Genomic DNA, 16,766 nt, shown 5'->3' with positions numbered 1-16,766 from the left:
ACCAATCTGTAATGGTGGAGCCAAGCGGGATCGAACCGCTGACCTCCTGCGTGCAAGGCAGGCGCTCTCCCAGCTGAGCTATGGCCCCGTATCGCTACAGGGTGCACCAGTAATTGGTGGGTCTGGGCAGATTCGAACTGCCGACCTCACCCTTATCAGGGGTGCGCTCTAACCAACTGAGCTACAGACCCAATCGTCTTCTTCAATGAATCAAGCAATTCGTGTGGGAGCTTATGAAGCAGCTGATGTCGTCGATTAAGGAGGTGATCCAGCCGCAGGTTCCCCTACGGCTACCTTGTTACGACTTCACCCCAGTCATGAATCACACCGTGGTAACCGTCCTCCCGAAGGTTAGACTAGCTACTTCTGGTGCAACCCACTCCCATGGTGTGACGGGCGGTGTGTACAAGGCCCGGGAACGTATTCACCGCGACATTCTGATTCGCGATTACTAGCGATTCCGACTTCACGCAGTCGAGTTGCAGACTGCGATCCGGACTACGATCGGTTTTGTGGGATTAGCTCCACCTCGCGGCTTGGCAACCCTCTGTACCGACCATTGTAGCACGTGTGTAGCCCAGGCCGTAAGGGCCATGATGACTTGACGTCATCCCCACCTTCCTCCGGTTTGTCACCGGCAGCCTCCTTAGAGTGCCCACCATTACGTGCTGGTAACTAAGGACAAGGGTTGCGCTCGTTACGGGACTTAACCCAACATCTCACGACACGAGCTGACGACAGCCATGCAGCACCTGTCTCAATGTTCCCGAAGGCACCAATCCATCTCTGGAAAGTTCATTGGATGTCAAGGCCTGGTAAGGTTCTTCGCGTTGCTTCGAATTAAACCACATGCTCCACCGCTTGTGCGGGCCCCCGTCAATTCATTTGAGTTTTAACCTTGCGGCCGTACTCCCCAGGCGGTCAACTTAATGCGTTAGCTGCGCCACTAAGAGCTCAAGGCTCCCAACGGCTAGTTGACATCGTTTACGGCGTGGACTACCAGGGTATCTAATCCTGTTTGCTCCCCACGCTTTCGCACCTCAGTGTCAGTATCAGTCCAGGTGGTCGCCTTCGCCACTGGTGTTCCTTCCTATATCTACGCATTTCACCGCTACACAGGAAATTCCACCACCCTCTACCATACTCTAGCTCGCCAGTTTTGGATGCAGTTCCCAGGTTGAGCCCGGGGATTTCACATCCAACTTAACGAACCACCTACGCGCGCTTTACGCCCAGTAATTCCGATTAACGCTTGCACCCTCTGTATTACCGCGGCTGCTGGCACAGAGTTAGCCGGTGCTTATTCTGTCGGTAACGTCAAAATACTCACGTATTAGGTAAGTACCCTTCCTCCCAACTTAAAGTGCTTTACAATCCGAAGACCTTCTTCACACACGCGGCATGGCTGGATCAGGCTTTCGCCCATTGTCCAATATTCCCCACTGCTGCCTCCCGTAGGAGTCTGGACCGTGTCTCAGTTCCAGTGTGACTGATCATCCTCTCAGACCAGTTACGGATCGTCGCCTTGGTGAGCCATTACCTCACCAACTAGCTAATCCGACCTAGGCTCATCTGATAGCGCAAGGCCCGAAGGTCCCCTGCTTTCTCCCGTAGGACGTATGCGGTATTAGCGTCCGTTTCCGAACGTTATCCCCCACTACCAGGCAGATTCCTAGGCATTACTCACCCGTCCGCCGCTCTCAAGAGGTGCAAGCACCTCTCTACCGCTCGACTTGCATGTGTTAGGCCTGCCGCCAGCGTTCAATCTGAGCCATGATCAAACTCTTCAGTTCAAACATCTTTGGGTTTTGAGAAAACCCTAAACTTGGCTCAGCAATCGTTGGTTACATCTTTGATTTCTCGCGGAGTAACTTGTGATGCTGATAATCTTTCTGACTATCAGTCTGACTCCACAAGCACCCACACGAATTGCTTGATTCAGTTGTTAAAGAGCGGTTGGTTAAGTCTTTCGTCTCAACCGAGGCGCGCATTCTACAGCAGCCTCTGTATCTGTCAAGCGGTTATTTTAAGAAGTTTTCAAGGTTTCCTTTGCAACTTCAACCACTTGCGCTTCCGATCTCTCGTCAGCGGGAGGCGAATTCTACAGCGTTACACGCTGCTGTCAACACCTCTTTTTCTCCGCTTTCGACCGAGAAGATCGAATCGTTAACTCGGCGAAAACTTACTGCCCAATCAACTCCTTCAGGCTTCGATGAACTGAAGCGTAACCGCTGTCGAAAACCGCGTAACTCGTTGAATCTCAAGGAGTTTTTCGTTTCGACTGCGCCGGAAGTGGGGCGAATTATAGACTTCCAGAATCTGCCGTCAACACTTATTTTCACAAATCTGTCATATCGGTCAAAACCGCCCCTAAAAGCAAAGGCCGCCCCCCAAGGGGCGGCCTTTAATACCCTTCTACTTATTACAAGCTAGGAAAGGCGAACTGCGAGGCTTCATGGCTGGCACGCTGTGGCCAACGCTGAGTGATCGCCTTGCGACGGGTATAGAAACGCACACCGTCCGGACCGTAGGCATGCAGGTCGCCAAACAGCGAACGCTTCCAGCCGCCGAAGCTGTGGTATGCCACCGGTACCGGCAGCGGTACGTTGACGCCTACCATCCCGACTTCAATCTCGTCACAGAACAGACGCGCCGCTTCACCGTCACGGGTAAAGATGCAGGTACCGTTGCCATACTCGTGATCGTTGATCAGTTGCATGGCCTCTTCCAGGCTGTTCACCCGCACGACGCACAGCACCGGCCCGAAGATCTCTTCTTTATAGATGCGCATTTCCGGGGTGACGTTGTCGAACAGGCAACCACCGAGGAAGAAGCCTTCTTCATGGCCCGGCACGCTCAGGCCACGACCGTCGATCACTAGCTTCGCGCCCGCCTTCACGCCATCCTCGACATAACCGCTGACCTTGTCCCGCGCCTGCCCTGTGACCAGCGGCCCCATGTCCAGACCACAGGACGTGCCGGCACCGATTTTCAGCGCCTTGATCTGCGGTACCAGCTTGGCCACCAACGCATCGGCCACCTGGTCGCCGACACACACGGCAACCGAGATCGCCATGCAACGCTCGCCGCAGGAACCATAGGCCGCGCCCATCAAGGCACTGACCGCGTTGTCCAGGTCGGCATCCGGCATCAGCACGGCGTGGTTCTTCGCGCCGCCCAGTGCCTGCACGCGTTTGCCGCGCTTGGTGCCTTCGGCGTAGATGTATTCGGCAATCGGCGTCGAACCAACGAAGCTCAGTGCCTTGACTTCCGGCGCTTCGATCAGCGCGTCCACCGCGGCCTTGTCGCCGTGCACCACACTCAGCACACCTTTCGGCAGGCCGGCTTCCAGCAACAGCTGGGCAATCAGCAGGGTCGAACTCGGGTCACGCTCGGATGGTTTGAGGATGAAGCAGTTGCCGCAGACGATCGCCAGCGGATACATCCACAGTGGCACCATCGCCGGGAAGTTGAACGGGGTGATGCCGGCAACCACGCCCAGCGGCTGGAAGTCGGACCAGGCATCGATGTTCGGGCCGACGTTGCGGCTGTACTCGCCCTTGAGGATTTCCGGAGCGGCACAGGCGAACTCGACGTTTTCGATACCACGCTTGAGCTCACCAGCGGCGTCTTCCAGGGTCTTGCCGTGTTCTTCGCTGATCAGCTGGGCGATGCGCGATTCGTTCTGCTCCAGCAATTGCTTGAAGCGGAACATCACCTGGGCACGCTTGGCCGGCGGCGTGTTGCGCCAGGCCGGGAAGGCAGCCTTGGCGGCATCGATGGCGCTCTGGATGGTTTCGCGGCTGGCCAGCGGCAGCTTGTGGATCGCCTGACCAGTGGACGGATTGAACACATCGACCGCGCGACCGCTCTCGGTCACCAGTTCACCATTGATCAAATGCGGGATAACGCTCATCGGGGAACTCCTGAAGTTGTCCACAGGCGCCCACCAAGGGGCGCCTGCTCTATATAGATGACTTTGAATATGAGCCAAACCACGATGGCGCCTACAAGTACGCCATCGCGAGCAAGCTCATCTCCTACAGTTTTGGGGAATCAGTCGAGCTTGTTCAGCACTTCGCCGACGGCATCGAACAGACGATCCAGATCCTGCGGCTTGCTGTTGAAGGTCGGGCCAAACTGCAGGGTGTCGCCGCCGAAGCGTACGTAGAAACCGGCTTTCCACAGCGCCATGCCCGCCTCGAACGGACGCACGATGGCATCGCCATCGCGCGGGGCAATCTGGATGGCACCGGCCAGGCCGTAGTTACGGATGTCGATGACATTCTTCGTACCCTTGATGCCGTGCAGTGCCTTCTCGAAATGCGGCGCCACGTCAGCGACGCTCTGCACCAGGTTTTCTTTCTGCAACAGATCCAGTGCCGCCAGACCGGCCGCGCAAGCCACTGGGTGCGCCGAGTAGGTATAGCCGTGGGGGAATTCCACCGCGTACTCGGGGGTCGGCTGGTTCATGAAGGTCTGGTAGATCTCGGAGCTGGCAATCACCGCGCCCATCGGAATCGCGCCATTGGTGACTTGCTTGGCGATGCACATCAGGTCCGGGGTCACGCCAAAGCTGTCGGCACCGAACATCTTGCCGGTACGGCCGAAACCGGTGATCACTTCGTCGAACACCAGCAGGATATTGTGCTGGTCGCAGATTTCCCGCAGGCGCTTGAGGTAACCCTGTGGCGGCACCAGCACGCCAGCGGAACCGGCCAGAGGCTCGACGAACACCGCGGCGATGTTGGAGGCGTCATGCAGTTCGATCAGCTTGAGCAGTTCGTCGGCCAGCGCGATACCGCCCTGCTCCGGAATGCCACGGGAGAACGCGTTGCTTGCCAGCAGGGTGTGCGGCAGGTGGTCGACATCCATCATCGCCTGGCCGAACAGTTTACGGTTGCCGTTGACCCCGCCGAGGCTGGTGCCGGCAATGTTCACGCCGTGATAGCCACGGGCACGGCCGATCATCTTGGTCTTGGTCGACTGGCCTTTCAGGCGCCAGTAGGCGCGCACCATTTTCACCGCGGTATCGGCGCATTCGGAACCGGAGTCGGTGAAGAACACATGGTTCAGATTGCCCGGGGTCAGCGCGGTGATTTTCTCTGCCAGCTGGAACGACAGCGGGTGACCGTACTGGAAGCCTGGCGAGTAATCGAGGGTGCCCAGTTGCTTGGCCACCGCCTCCTGGATTTCCTTGCGGGTGTGGCCGGCGCCACAGGTCCACAGGCCAGACAGCGAGTCATAGACCTTGCGCCCCTTGTCGTCGACCAGCCAGCTGCCTTCGGCGGCGACGATCAGGCGCGGATCGCGCTGGAAGTTGCGGTTGGCGGTGTAGGGCATCCAGTGAGCATCGAGCTTGAGCTGGCTGGCCAGGGAAGCTGGAGCGTTTTCATGCATGTTCATGGGGCAAAACCTCGCAGGGCAATAAGCGGCGCAGGGATCGGAAAGCGTTGTTGCAGCTAAGTTGCCACGGCTATAAAGTCGGTGAAATCCAACTTTTATAACCTTCAGTCAGTGGCCCACTAAACTATGAGCAGCCGTCGCGCCGACCCGCTGGCGCAAGTCAGCGACTTTGATATCCGCCTGCTGCGGATCTTTCGCAGCGTGGTCGAGTGCGGTGGCTTCTCCGCCGCGGAAACCGTGCTTGGCATCGGTCGCTCGGCCATCAGCCAGCAGATGAGCGACCTCGAGCAGCGTCTCGGCCTGCGCCTGTGCCAACGCGGACGCGCCGGCTTCTCGCTGACCGAAGAGGGTCGCGAGGTGTATCAATCGGCCCTGCAGTTGTTGAGCGCCCTGGAAAGCTTTCGTACCGAGGTCAACGGCCTGCACCGGCACCTGCGTGGCGAACTGATCATCGGCCTGACCGACAACCTGGTCACCCTGCCCCACATGCGCATCACCCATGCACTGGCGCAACTGAAGGAGCGCGGGCCAGACGTGCAGATCCAGATCCGCATGATCGCCCCCAACGAAGTCGAACAAGGCGTGCTCGACGGGCGCCTGCATGTCGGCGTAGTGCCCCAGGCCAGTGCCTTGTCCGGGCTGGAATACCAACCGCTGTACAGCGAACGCTCGCTGCTTTATTGCGCCGTCGGCCACCCGCTGTTTTATGTCGACGACAAGCAACTGGACGACCGGCGCCTCAACGAGCAGGACGCCATCGCCCCGACCTTCCGCCTGCCCGCCGAGATCCAGGCCCATTACCAGGCGCTCAATTGCACCGCCAGCGCTTCGGACCGCGAAGGCATGGCGTTCCTGATCCTCACCGGACGCTACATTGGCTACCTGCCGGACCACTACGCCAGCCTCTGGGTCCAGCAGGGACGACTGCGCGCGCTCAAGCCCGGCTCACGTTTTTATGACCTGAGCCTGGCATCGGTCACACGCAAGGGCCGTCGCCCCCATTTGGTGCTGGAAAGCTTCCTGGACAGCCTGGCGGCCACCCGCTGAAAAAACCTACGACACTATAAAAGCCCCGCCCCCATTGCCCCACAACGGCAAACACAGGCAATAACCTGAGCACTTGGACAGCTTTTTGCAGGGCACGATGACCTTGAACCATCAGCCCTGAGTTCCCCGTCCATGCAGCCAGACACCTTGCGCCAAAGCGACCTGATCTACGGTCTCGACGATCGCCCGAAACCACTCGCCGCGATCCTCGCCGCCCTGCAGCATGTGCTGGCGAGTTTCGTCGGCATCATCACCCCGCCGCTGGTGATCGGCTCGACCCTGGGCCTGGGCGCCCACCTGCCCTACCTGATCAGCATGGCGCTGATGGTTTCCGGCGTCGGCACCTTCATTCAGGCGCGTCGGCCGTTCGGAATCGGCGCGGGGATGATCTGCCTGCAAGGCACCAGCTTTGCCTTCCTCGGCGCGGTGCTGTCCGCGGGTTTTCTGGTCAAGCAACGGGGCGGCAGCCCGGAAGACATCCTGGCGATGATTTTCGGCGTGTGCTTTTTCGGCGCGGCGGTGCAGATCGTCCTGAGCCGCTTCATCGGCCAATTGCGCCGGGTCATCACGCCGCTGGTCACCGGCATCGTGATTACCCTGATCGGTGTCAGCCTGATCAAGGTCGGCATCACCGACCTGGGCGGCGGCTTCAATGCCGCGGATTTCGGCGCGCCGGGCAACCTGGCGCTGGGCCTGTTGGTGCTATTGACCATCATCCTGCTGAACCGCTCGAACACGCCCTGGGTACGACTGTCGGCGATCATCATCGGCCTGGCCCTGGGCAGCCTCGCCGCCTGGTTCAGCGGCAAGCTGGTGCCCCAGGCGTTGCCCGACCTGCCGCTGATCAGCCTGCCAACGCCCTTCCGCTTCGGTTTCAGCTTCGACTGGACGGCGTTCCTGCCCGTGGCGCTGATCTACCTGATCAGCACCCTCGAAACCGTCGGCGACCTGACCGCCAACTGCATGCTCGCCCGCCAGCCCATCAGCGGCCCTTCTTATATAAGCCGGCTCAAGGGCGGCATTCTCGGCGACGGCGTCAGCTGCATGATCGCCGCGACCTTCAGCGCCTTCCCCAACACCACCTTCGCCCAGAACAACGGGGTGATTCAGCTGACCGGCGTGGCCAGCCGCCATGTCGGGCTGTACATCGGCCTGTTGCTGTTTTGCCTGGGCCTGTTTCCACTGATCGGCGCGGTGCTGCAGCAAATCCCCAAGCCAGTGCTCGGCGGCGCCACCCTGGTGATGTTCGGCAGCGTCGCCGCGGCCGGCGTGCGCATCCTCGCCCAGGCACCGCTGGACCGGCGCAGCATGCTGATCATCGCCACCTCCTTAGGCGTTGGCCTGGGGATCGCGGCACAACCGAACCTGCTGCACCTGTTGCCCAAAGTGGTGCAGAACCTGTTCGATTCGGCGATCACCAGCGGCGGCCTGACCGCAATCCTCATGTGCCTGTTGCTGCCGGAAGATCGAGCCGCGCTGCGTAGCGCAAATCCGGCTCGCGAAAGCGACACCCTGGAACCGCTTTGAGGGTTTTCTGCCCATTAAGACTTGTCTGAGGCCTGTGGGTGCGCTATCAACGCACTGGTTGCACCCACAGAACAGCTCGGAAATGCCTATGACCCTTGAAGTCCCAGCCCACGCCGGCCCTCAAACCGCCAAGCCCGCCAGCCGTATTCGTCAGAAAAACGAAGAAGCGATCATCAAGGCCGCCGAAGACGAGTTCGCCCGTCACGGTTTCAAAGGCACCAGCATGAACACCATCGCGCAGAATGCCGGCCTGCCCAAGGCCAACCTGCATTACTACTTCACCAACAAGCTTGGTTTGTATGTCGCGGTGCTGAGCAACATCCTCGAGTTGTGGGACAGCACCTTCAACACCCTGACCGCCGAGGACGACCCGGCCGAAGCGCTGACCCGCTATATCCGCGCCAAGATGGAGTTCTCCCGGCGCCAACCGCAGGCCTCGCGGATCTTCGCCATGGAGATCATCAGCGGCGGCGAATGCCTCAGCGAATACTTCAGCCAGGACTACCGCGCCTGGTTCCAGGGGCGCGCCGCGGTGTTCCAGGCCTGGATCGACGCCGGCAAGATGGACCCCGTGGACCCGGTGCACCTGATCTTCCTGCTGTGGGGCAGCACCCAGCATTACGCCGACTTCGCCACCCAGATCTGCCGCGTCACCGGTCGCAGCAAGCTGACCAAGCAGGACATGGAAGACGCCGGCAACAACCTGATCCGCATCATCCTCAAGGGTTGCGGCCTCAAGCCTGCCTTATAAAGAACACAACGCATGCCCTTTACCCTCGCCGGCCTTTGCGAATACCGCGAAGAGATTCGCAAAAGCCGCTTTATCGCCCTCGCCGCGCCAATCAGCAGCGCGACCGAGGCCCAAGCCTTTATCGAACGGCACAGCGATCCCAATGCCTCCCACAACTGCTGGGCCTGGAAACTCGCCGAGCAATACCGCAGCAGTGATGACGGCGAGCCCGGCGGCACCGCCGGCCGCCCGATCCTCGCGGCCATCGAAGCCCAGGACTGCGATCAGGTCGCGGTGCTGGTGATTCGCTGGTACGGCGGCATTCAGCTGGGCACCGGCGGCCTGGCCCGCGCCTATGGTGGTAGCGCCAACAAATGCCTGCAAGGCGCCGAACGCATCGAACTGATCAGCCGCGTAGCCCTGCGTTGCGCCTGCAGCTTCAGCGAGCTGGCACTGGTCAAGCTGCGGGTCGCCGAACTCGGCGGGCTGCTGGTCGAGGAACACTTCACGGCCAACGGCGTAGAACTGCAACTGGCCCTGGGCGAAAGCCAGATCGCCACCTTGCAAAGCCAGCTGGCCGACCTGAGTCGCGGGCGCATCCTCTTGCAGCGCTGAGCGCACCAATACGCACCAACGCCTCGAAATCATCCTGTGCACAACGGCCCGGTGGATAGCCGACTTGCCCACACCTGCTGTGCACCCGACTGTGGATAACCTGAGCACACTTGCCTGTAACCCTTCTGTCACGTGGCTTTGCAGCGATTGCTCACTTTTCAGCCAATCACCCGCCAAAAACATATTTTTCAAACTAAAACAGTAAGTTAGCTTTGTTTATCGCTTTTAGAAGAAAGCCACACAGTGCTTATGCCCGGCCTTCGGGCTTGCACACAAATACTGTGGAACAAGCTGTGGATAACCCGTGCAAGGCTGCGCCAGCCGCATAGAGCGCAAGGCTTGCAGGCACCTGATCATTTTTCGACCAGACCGTTCGGGCAAAACCGCCGCCGTTTCAAGCACCTTGCCCTGAACTGGTGCCGAACAGCGGTGCAGGTAACGAGCAAAGGGGGCACGAGGCCGCAGTTCATCGGGGTCTCGGCAATTTCCTGACTCGCTGGCCAGGAAATTGCTTTATCCACCGGCATAACGTTCAGCAACCCGAGTCCGTCATGCCAAACCCTGTTCCCATCCCCGCTACAACACCCCGCCTGCAACTGCGCGGAATCACCAAGCATTATCCCGGTTGCCTGGCCAACGACGGGATCGACCTGAGTATCCAGCCGGGGGAAATCCACGCCCTGCTCGGTGAAAACGGCGCCGGCAAAAGCACCCTGATGAAAATCATCTACGGGGTGACCCAGGCTGACTCGGGCGAGGTGATCTGGCAGGGGCAGCATCAGCTCATGCGCAATCCGGCCCAGGCGCGCAGCCTGGGGATCGGCATGGTGTTCCAGCATTTCTCGCTGTTCGAGACCCTGACCGTGGCGCAGAACATCGCCCTGGCCATGGGCGCCGCGGCCGGTACGCCGAAGCAGCTGGAACCGAAGATCCGCCAGGTCTCGCAGCGCTACGGCATGGCCCTGGAGCCGGAACGCCTGGTGCACAGCCTGTCCATCGGCGAACGCCAGCGGGTGGAGATCATTCGCTGCCTGATGCAGGACATCCGCCTGCTGATCCTCGACGAACCGACCTCGGTGCTGACGCCCCAGGAGGCCGACGAACTGTTCGTCACCCTGCGCCGTCTGGCCAGCGAGGGCTGCAGCATTCTGTTCATCAGCCACAAGCTCGGCGAAGTCCGCGCCCTGTGCCACAGCGCCACGGTGCTGCGCGGTGGACGGGTGGCCGGGCACTGCATACCCGCCGAATGCTCGGACCAGGAACTGGCGCGGCTGATGGTCGGCGAAGCCGCGGGCCTGATCACCGATTACCCGAAGGCCAAGGGCGGCGAGGCCTTCCTGCAGGTACAGAAACTGTCCTGGCCCAATCCGGACCCGTTCGGCTGCTCACTCCAGGACATCGACCTGGACGTGCGCAGCGGTGAAATCGTCGGCATCGCCGGGGTCGCCGGCAATGGCCAGGACGAACTGCTGGCCCTGCTCAGCGGCGAACAGCGTCTTGGCCGTGCCACCGCTTCCACCCTGCGCTTCGCCGGGCAAGCCATCGCCCACCTGCGCCCCGACGCCCGTCGCGGGCTGGGCCTGGCGTTCGTCCCGGCCGAGCGCCTGGGCCACGGCGCCGTGCCGGAACTGAGCCTGGCGGACAACGCCCTGCTGACCGCCTTCCAGCAAGGGCTGGTGAGCAAAGGCCTGATCCAGCGCGGCAAAGTGCTGGCCCTGGCCGAAGACATCATTCGCCGCTTCGCGGTGAAAACGCCGGACAGCCAGACCGCCGCCCGCAGCCTGTCCGGCGGCAATCTGCAGAAATTCATCCTCGGCCGGGAAATCCTCCAGCACCCCAGGCTGCTGATCGCCGCGCACCCGACCTGGGGCGTCGACGTCGGCGCCGCCGCGACTATCCACCGGGCCCTGGTGGCCCTGCGCGATGCGGGCGCGGCGATCCTGGTGATCTCCGAAGACCTCGATGAACTGTTCCAGATCAGCGATCGCCTGGCGGCCCTGTGCAGCGGTCGCCTGTCGGCCCTCAAGGCCACCGCGGACACCAGCCTGGTCGAAGTCGGCGGCTGGATGGCCGGCCAGTTCGATACCCCCGTCCACTTATCCGCTCAGCCAGCGTAACGGAGCTGTTTATTTATGCTGCTTTCTCTCGAACCCCGCGGCCAGCAATCGCGCCTGATGCTCTGGTGCTCGCCGCTGTTGGCCGCGGCCCTGACCCTGGGCTGTGGCTCGCTGCTGTTCATCACCCTGGGCCACGACCCGCTGGAAACCCTGCACACCTTGCTGATCGCCCCGATCAGCGACCTGTATGGCGTCTCCGAACTGCTGGTCAAGGCCCTGCCGATCCTGCTCTGCGCCCTCGGCCTGGCCGTGGCGTATCAGGCGCGGATCTGGAACATCGGCGCCGAAGGCCAACTTCTACTCGGCGCCCTGGCCGGCAGCGCCCTGGCGGTGAACATCATCGACCTGCAAAGCCGCTGGGCGCTGGTGCTGATCCTGCTCACCGGCACCCTGGCCGGCGCCGCCTGGGCCGGCCTCACCGCCTGGTTGCGCACGCACTTCAACGCCAATGAAATCCTCACCAGCATCATGCTCAACTACATCGCCCTGAACCTGCTGCTGTACTGCGTGCATGGGCCGCTGAAAGACCCGGCCGGGTTCAACTTCCCCGAGTCGGCGATGTTCGGCGATGCCAGCCGCCTGCCGCTGCTCCTGGAAGACGGCCGGGTGCATGCCGGGGTGTATTTCGCCCTGCTGGCCCTGGTGGCGGTGTGGGTGCTGCTGCAAAAAAGCTTCGTCGGGTTCCAGATCAAGGTGCTGGGGCTGGACAAGCGCGCCGCCGGCTTCGTCGGTTTTCGCGAGAAGCGCCTGATCTGGCTGGCGCTGCTGATCAGCGGTGGGCTGGCCGGCCTAGCCGGGGTGTGCGAAGTCACCGGCCCCATCGGCCAGCTGGTGCCCCAGGTATCGCCCGGCTATGGCTATGCGGCGATCACCGTGGCCTTTCTCGGCCGCCTGCACCCGATCGGCATTCTGTTCTCCAGCCTGCTGATGGCGCTGCTGTACATCGGCGGCGAGAACGCGCAGATGAGCCTCAACCTGCCGCAAGCCATCACCCAGTTGTTCCAGGGCATGATGCTGTTCTTCCTGCTGGCCAGTGACGTGCTGATTCTCTATCGGCCGCGCCTGAACCTGCGTTGGGCACGTCGCGCCACCAACCCTTCCGTGCAGGCAGGAGCGCTGTGATGGATATCGATCTGTTGAGCAATATTTTCTACGCCATGATCCGCTGCGGTACGCCGCTGCTGCTGGTGGCCCTGGGCGAACTGATCTGCGAGAAGAGCGGCGTCCTCAACCTCGGCCAGGAAGGCATGATGCTGTTTGGCGCGGTGATCGGTTTTATCGTCGCCCTGAACAGCGGCAACCTGTGGCTCGGCGTACTGCTGGCGATGCTCGCCGGGATGCTGCTGTCATCGCTGTTCGCCCTGGTGGCGCTGGTGTTCAACGCCAATCAGGTGGCCACCGGCCTGGCGCTGACCATCTTTGGGGTCGGGCTGTCGAGCTTCGTCGGCGCCAGTTGGGTCGGTAAACCCCTGGCCGGATTCGAGCCGATGGCGATTCCGCTGCTGAGCGAAATCCCCTTGATCGGGCGCATGCTGTTTGCCCAGGACCTGCTGGTCTACCTGTCCTTCGCCCTGTTCGCCCTGGTGGCCTGGGTGATCCTGAAAAGCCGGGTCGGCCTGATCATCCAGGCGGTCGGCGAAAACCCCGACGCGGCCAGCGCCATGGGCCTGCCGGTGCTGCGGGTACGCACCCTGGCGGTACTGTTCGGCGGCGCCATGGCTGGCCTGGCCGGGGCTTACCTGTCCCTGGCCTACACACCGATGTGGGCGGAAAACATGAGCGCCGGGCGCGGCTGGATCGCCCTGGCGCTGGTGGTGTTCGCCAGCTGGCGAGTGTGGCGCCTGCTGCTCGGCGCCTACCTTTTCGGCCTCGCCAGCATCCTGCACCTGGTGGCGCAAGGCCTGGGCCTGGCGATCCCTTCGAACTTGCTGGCGATGCTGCCGTATGCCGCGACCATCCTGGTGCTGGTGCTGCTGTCCCGGGATGCGCTGCGCACCCGCCTGTATGCGCCGGTGTCGCTGGGGCAGCCGTGGCAGGCAGGTCACTGATCGAAGACTTTTCACTATCGGCATGGGCTGCCTGACAGCCCATGCCCCCACCTCGCAACACCTCCCCTCAGCCCCCGGCCCTAGCCCAGGCAACTGCAGAAAGGGCTAGCAGTCCCTATCACCCAACGTCCATGACTTCCGCCTGACAAGGACGGATGAATGGCGCCCCATACCCGCGCACCAGGCGCCGCTTGGGTGCGCAACCATAAATGAAAACAGCCACCCGATTGCCGAATAGCGACCGCTTATCCCTGGATCCGCAGCCAAGGTCATTTACTTTTCGCCCGCAAACCCTCTATCCGGCACATCCCAGGAAATTGGCCCGCTTTCTGCTTAAACGATTAAGCTGACCCAATGGTTAACTTTTTTGGACGTGAGTTCCACTTTTACTTTCAACAACTGACAAACACTTTGAACAGGCAGGCTTGGCGTTCAACTGAAGTAACCGCGCACGATATTCACAGGCAGGACTATTTGATTTTCCACCGTTGAAGAAGTGCATGACACCAGCCTATTACTCTCGTGCGAGGGACCGAGGAAAGACCGGAGCGTCTATCTCAATTGACCGTATAGAAAGATCTGAGTCCTACCCATTTATTCCAGTATCGGCTCCACCGATTTCCGGCTTATCTCCCAAGTGGCCGGACTCCTAGCAATACAGGCTACTGATGAAGTAGCAGGTTTTGCTTTATGTCGGCACGGGTAACTGTTGTCGACTTTTTTATTCGATTTCACTTCTTGCTCAAAGAAGTGAAGAGTTCTCCTCCACAGACAAGGATGTCTTTTCCGGCGAAGTCATTCATCGCCGGTTTTTTATTTATCAGAACAAAAGCCAGGGGTATGCATGCAATCAACAAGATTGACCTTTACTCAGGACAGCCGGACAAGCGAAAGGGCCCTGCCACGGCTTATTGAATCTCCGGCCACGGCCCGATCAAGTCTTTCCGGATTTGCCCCTGCACGACCTATCGAAAAAACGCGAATCCCGTTTCAGACAGGTTGGGCCCTTCATACCGGTACGACCTTGCAGCCTGCCGAATACCCCGTCATCCAGGCTGACGAGGATAGCTTCGGTTCGAGATATAGAGCCTGTTTTCAAGCACTTCCAGCGACCGGCCACCCTTTGTATCCGAATCCTGGCGCCGAGTAACGGACACAAAACGGTGCGAGGCGTTTCATGTTGGGGCGGATACAAAGGCTCTGCGGCGGCGTATTGAAAATCGATCTCAAGCCATTTTCCCCGGCCAAAACCACTCGTCAGGAAGAAGCCAATCTTTATCGACCAAGACTGCCTATTTAGAGCTGTTTTCGAAGATTTTTAACATGCTGAAAGGTTTAAGCTGAACTGTTGGTCAGGTTTTTGCAAAGACCCATTCGCTCGCTCCACCTGACCCTCCACAGAGGCGTGCCGAGCACCTGTGCCAAGGCCTCGCAACGCCGGTCCAGTACCTGCTACCGAGTATGTATTTCAACGTTAATGAAGGATTTCACATGTTAGAAGATGTCATTCAGTACTCCAAAGACTCTTGGGGGCTCATTCCACTGATGGTGGTGGTATTCATCATCGGGATCGCCGTGATCATCGAACGCTACTTCTTCTTCAGTACCAGCATCAAACTGGGACAAAGTCTTGATCTGGACTTGAAGCGGGTAAACCAGGACAACCTGGCCGATGTCAAGAAAGTTGCAGATCACTACAGTAAAAGTGCCCAAGGCAAGTTGGTATTGGCCGCAGTGGAGTCTCACGGAAAGTCCGAAGAGGCACTAGAACGGGATATCGATGAAACCATCATGATTCAGATTCCGCGACTGGACCGCAATCTCTGGGTACTGGATACCTGTGTAACTTTAGGCCCGCTGCTTGGACTGCTCGGCACCATCATTCATATGATCCAGGTGTTCAGTGTATTGGCGGCCAATACATCGCAGAAAGTCAGTTCGGTAACCGGGCCTATTGCCCATGCGCTGGTCGCCACCGCTGTCGGTTTATGCATCGCCATCGTCTGCGTGATTTTTCTCAATCACTTCAACAAGCGTATCCGCCTGGTCGTCAATCAGATGGAACTGATCAAGTCCATGCTGGTTGGGCGCTTGGCCAAGGGTTGATTAATACCTACGCCACTCGGAGAAATAGTCATGGCTAGCAAGAGATCAAACTATCTCGGACATGAAGAGAAAGCCCGCATCGAAATCATTCCGATGATCGACGTGATGATGTTTCTGTTGGTGTTCTTCGTACTCATCATGATCGAGATGATCCAGGGCACCGGTATCACCCTGGAGTTGCCGCAGTCCTCTTCGCAAGAAGCGATCGAGTCGGTCACGCTCAATATCGGCGTCTCCAACGACGGTGGCTTGTTTGTCGATGGCCAGCCCATCAGCGACGAACAGCTGACGAGCCGGCTCACCGAGATGCAGAACAGCGGAAAACTGGATGTGGTGATCGCCGGCGATCGTGGCACCCAATATGAAAGCATCGTGCACACAATGGATCTGGTACGCGCTGCCGGTATCAGTGCTATTGGCCTGGCGACGCAAAACTGATGAACGACCTGACCCCCAACGTACGGCGAGGGGCCTTGTGGGCCTCCGACGACCATCATGTCGACCATCACCTGTCGATGCCGGCGGCTATCGGCCTGGCTGTGCTGGCGGTTGCATTGGGTATCACGTTGCTGAGCCTGATCGAGGCCAGGCAGCCGGTAGTTGAAGAGCCGCCGAAGGTGACCAAGGTGACCATGGTGCAAGTGCCTCCTCCACCACCGCCTGCACCGCCACCGCCACCTCCACCTCCACCTCCGCCTCCACCGCCGCCTGCGCCGGTGAAAAAGCCTGCGCCTGCGAAGAAGGTCACGCCGGAGAAACCGAAACCCAAACCGGAGCCCAAACCGCAACAGCCCGTGCCGCCGCCCCCTGCGCCGACACCGCCACCACCGGTTACTCCGCCACCGCCGCCACCACCGCCCACGCCGTCGAGCAGCACCGACGCGGTCGCCCTGGATCAGCAGGCACCGGTTTATCCGCGTGATGCCCGGCAGGCCAAGATCGAGGGCTATGTGGTGCTGGAACTTGCGATCCGCCCGGACGGCACGGTTGCCAGCGCCAAGGTACTCGAGTCGAAACCACGCAAACTGTTCGACGAGGCCGCGATCAACGCGGTGAAACGCTGGAAGTTCCAGCCGCGAATGGTCAATGGCGCGGCCGTGGAGCAGCGCGCTAAACAGACGGTCAGGTTCGACCTGAAATAAGCCCGTGGAGGGTGCGCGCGGAGCGCAT

Annotated in this window: 12 protein-coding genes, 2 tRNA genes and 1 rRNA gene; 10 read left to right on the top strand and 5 right to left on the bottom strand. The window is 60.2% G+C overall.

Features of this window, described 5'->3' with window-relative positions:
- Positions 1–12: 12 nt before the first annotated feature.
- The 5 genes from C4K27_RS03660 to C4K27_RS03635 form a co-directional block, all read right to left on the bottom strand.
- Positions 13–88, bottom strand: a tRNA-Ala gene (locus tag C4K27_RS03660).
- 26 nt (positions 89–114) lie between these two features.
- A tRNA-Ile gene (locus C4K27_RS03655) sits at positions 115–191 on the bottom strand.
- 65 nt (positions 192–256) lie between these two features.
- Positions 257–1,793 (bottom strand): 16S ribosomal RNA (locus C4K27_RS03650).
- A 629-nt stretch (positions 1,794–2,422) separates the two neighbouring features.
- Complete coding sequence (locus tag C4K27_RS03640; protein ID WP_053259532.1) at positions 2,423–3,916, bottom strand: CoA-acylating methylmalonate-semialdehyde dehydrogenase; 1,494 nt, start codon at positions 3,914–3,916, stop codon at positions 2,423–2,425.
- 140 nt (positions 3,917–4,056) lie between these two features.
- Positions 4,057–5,406, bottom strand: coding sequence for an omega-aminotransferase AptA (locus C4K27_RS03635; RefSeq protein ID WP_053259531.1), 1,350 nt, complete (start codon positions 5,404–5,406; stop codon positions 4,057–4,059).
- Between the two features lie 126 nt (positions 5,407–5,532).
- Between C4K27_RS03635 and C4K27_RS03630 the strand changes: the two genes are divergently transcribed.
- The 10 genes from C4K27_RS03630 (at position 5,533) to C4K27_RS03585 (ending at position 16,738) form a co-directional block, all read left to right on the top strand.
- Positions 5,533–6,453 (top strand): LysR family transcriptional regulator, encoded by a 921-nt coding sequence (locus C4K27_RS03630; protein WP_007930700.1) that lies wholly within the window; start codon positions 5,533–5,535, stop codon positions 6,451–6,453.
- 132 nt (positions 6,454–6,585) lie between these two features.
- Positions 6,586–7,980 carry a uracil-xanthine permease family protein gene (locus C4K27_RS03625; protein WP_053259530.1) on the top strand — a complete coding sequence of 465 codons (1,395 nt, stop codon included), beginning with the start codon at positions 6,586–6,588 and terminating at the stop codon, positions 7,978–7,980.
- Positions 7,981–8,068: 88 nt separating this feature from the next.
- Positions 8,069–8,731: a TetR/AcrR family transcriptional regulator gene (locus tag C4K27_RS03620; RefSeq protein WP_007930696.1), complete on the top strand. Its 663-nt coding sequence runs from the start codon at positions 8,069–8,071 to the stop codon at positions 8,729–8,731.
- 12 nt (positions 8,732–8,743) lie between these two features.
- Positions 8,744–9,325, top strand: coding sequence for an IMPACT family protein (locus tag C4K27_RS03615; RefSeq protein WP_007930693.1), 582 nt, complete (start codon positions 8,744–8,746; stop codon positions 9,323–9,325).
- A gap of 551 nt (positions 9,326–9,876) precedes the next feature.
- Positions 9,877–11,442 carry an ABC transporter ATP-binding protein gene (locus tag C4K27_RS03610; protein WP_053259529.1) on the top strand — a complete coding sequence of 522 codons (1,566 nt, stop codon included), beginning with the start codon at positions 9,877–9,879 and terminating at the stop codon, positions 11,440–11,442.
- Positions 11,443–11,457: 15 nt separating this feature from the next.
- Positions 11,458–12,564 carry an ABC transporter permease gene (locus C4K27_RS03605; RefSeq protein WP_053259528.1) on the top strand — a complete coding sequence of 369 codons (1,107 nt, stop codon included), beginning with the start codon at positions 11,458–11,460 and terminating at the stop codon, positions 12,562–12,564.
- A complete protein-coding gene (locus tag C4K27_RS03600; protein ID WP_009042034.1) occupies positions 12,564–13,490 on the top strand; it encodes an ABC transporter permease in 927 nt (308 codons plus the stop codon). The genes C4K27_RS03605 and C4K27_RS03600 overlap by 1 nt, the downstream gene beginning before the upstream one ends.
- Before the next feature lie 1,491 nt (positions 13,491–14,981).
- Entirely contained in the window at positions 14,982–15,596 is a 615-nt protein-coding gene (locus C4K27_RS03595; protein WP_009042033.1) for a MotA/TolQ/ExbB proton channel family protein, read from the top strand.
- Positions 15,597–15,626: 30 nt separating this feature from the next.
- Entirely contained in the window at positions 15,627–16,034 is a 408-nt protein-coding gene (locus C4K27_RS03590; RefSeq protein ID WP_009042032.1) for an ExbD/TolR family protein, read from the top strand.
- Positions 16,034–16,738 (top strand): energy transducer TonB, encoded by a 705-nt coding sequence (locus C4K27_RS03585; protein WP_053259527.1) that lies wholly within the window; start codon positions 16,034–16,036, stop codon positions 16,736–16,738. The genes C4K27_RS03590 and C4K27_RS03585 overlap by 1 nt, the downstream gene beginning before the upstream one ends.
- Positions 16,739–16,766: the final 28 nt, after the last annotated feature.

Source organism: Pseudomonas chlororaphis subsp. chlororaphis (assembly GCF_003945765.1).
GTDB lineage: Bacteria > Pseudomonadota > Gammaproteobacteria > Pseudomonadales > Pseudomonadaceae > Aquipseudomonas > Aquipseudomonas chlororaphis.
The sequence above is the reverse complement of the archived record's forward strand: the minus strand, read 5'-3'. Positions and strand labels throughout refer to the sequence as shown.

Coding starts and splice junctions, on each gene's coding strand:
- C4K27_RS03625 (WP_053259530.1), top strand. CDS start 6,586: ATGCAGCCAGACACCTTGCGCCAAAGCGACCTGATCTACGGTCTCGAC.
- C4K27_RS03605 (WP_053259528.1), top strand. CDS start 11,458: ATGCTGCTTTCTCTCGAACCCCGCGGCCAGCAATCGCGCCTGATGCTC.
- C4K27_RS03595 (WP_009042033.1), top strand. CDS start 14,982: ATGTTAGAAGATGTCATTCAGTACTCCAAAGACTCTTGGGGGCTCATT.
- C4K27_RS03585 (WP_053259527.1), top strand. CDS start 16,034: ATGAACGACCTGACCCCCAACGTACGGCGAGGGGCCTTGTGGGCCTCC.
- C4K27_RS03640 (WP_053259532.1), bottom strand. CDS start 3,916: ATGAGCGTTATCCCGCATTTGATCAATGGTGAACTGGTGACCGAGAGC.
- C4K27_RS03600 (WP_009042034.1), top strand. CDS start 12,564: ATGGATATCGATCTGTTGAGCAATATTTTCTACGCCATGATCCGCTGC.
- C4K27_RS03590 (WP_009042032.1), top strand. CDS start 15,627: ATGGCTAGCAAGAGATCAAACTATCTCGGACATGAAGAGAAAGCCCGC.
- C4K27_RS03620 (WP_007930696.1), top strand. CDS start 8,069: ATGACCCTTGAAGTCCCAGCCCACGCCGGCCCTCAAACCGCCAAGCCC.
- C4K27_RS03635 (WP_053259531.1), bottom strand. CDS start 5,406: ATGAACATGCATGAAAACGCTCCAGCTTCCCTGGCCAGCCAGCTCAAG.
- C4K27_RS03610 (WP_053259529.1), top strand. CDS start 9,877: ATGCCAAACCCTGTTCCCATCCCCGCTACAACACCCCGCCTGCAACTG.
- C4K27_RS03615 (WP_007930693.1), top strand. CDS start 8,744: ATGCCCTTTACCCTCGCCGGCCTTTGCGAATACCGCGAAGAGATTCGC.
- C4K27_RS03630 (WP_007930700.1), top strand. CDS start 5,533: ATGAGCAGCCGTCGCGCCGACCCGCTGGCGCAAGTCAGCGACTTTGAT.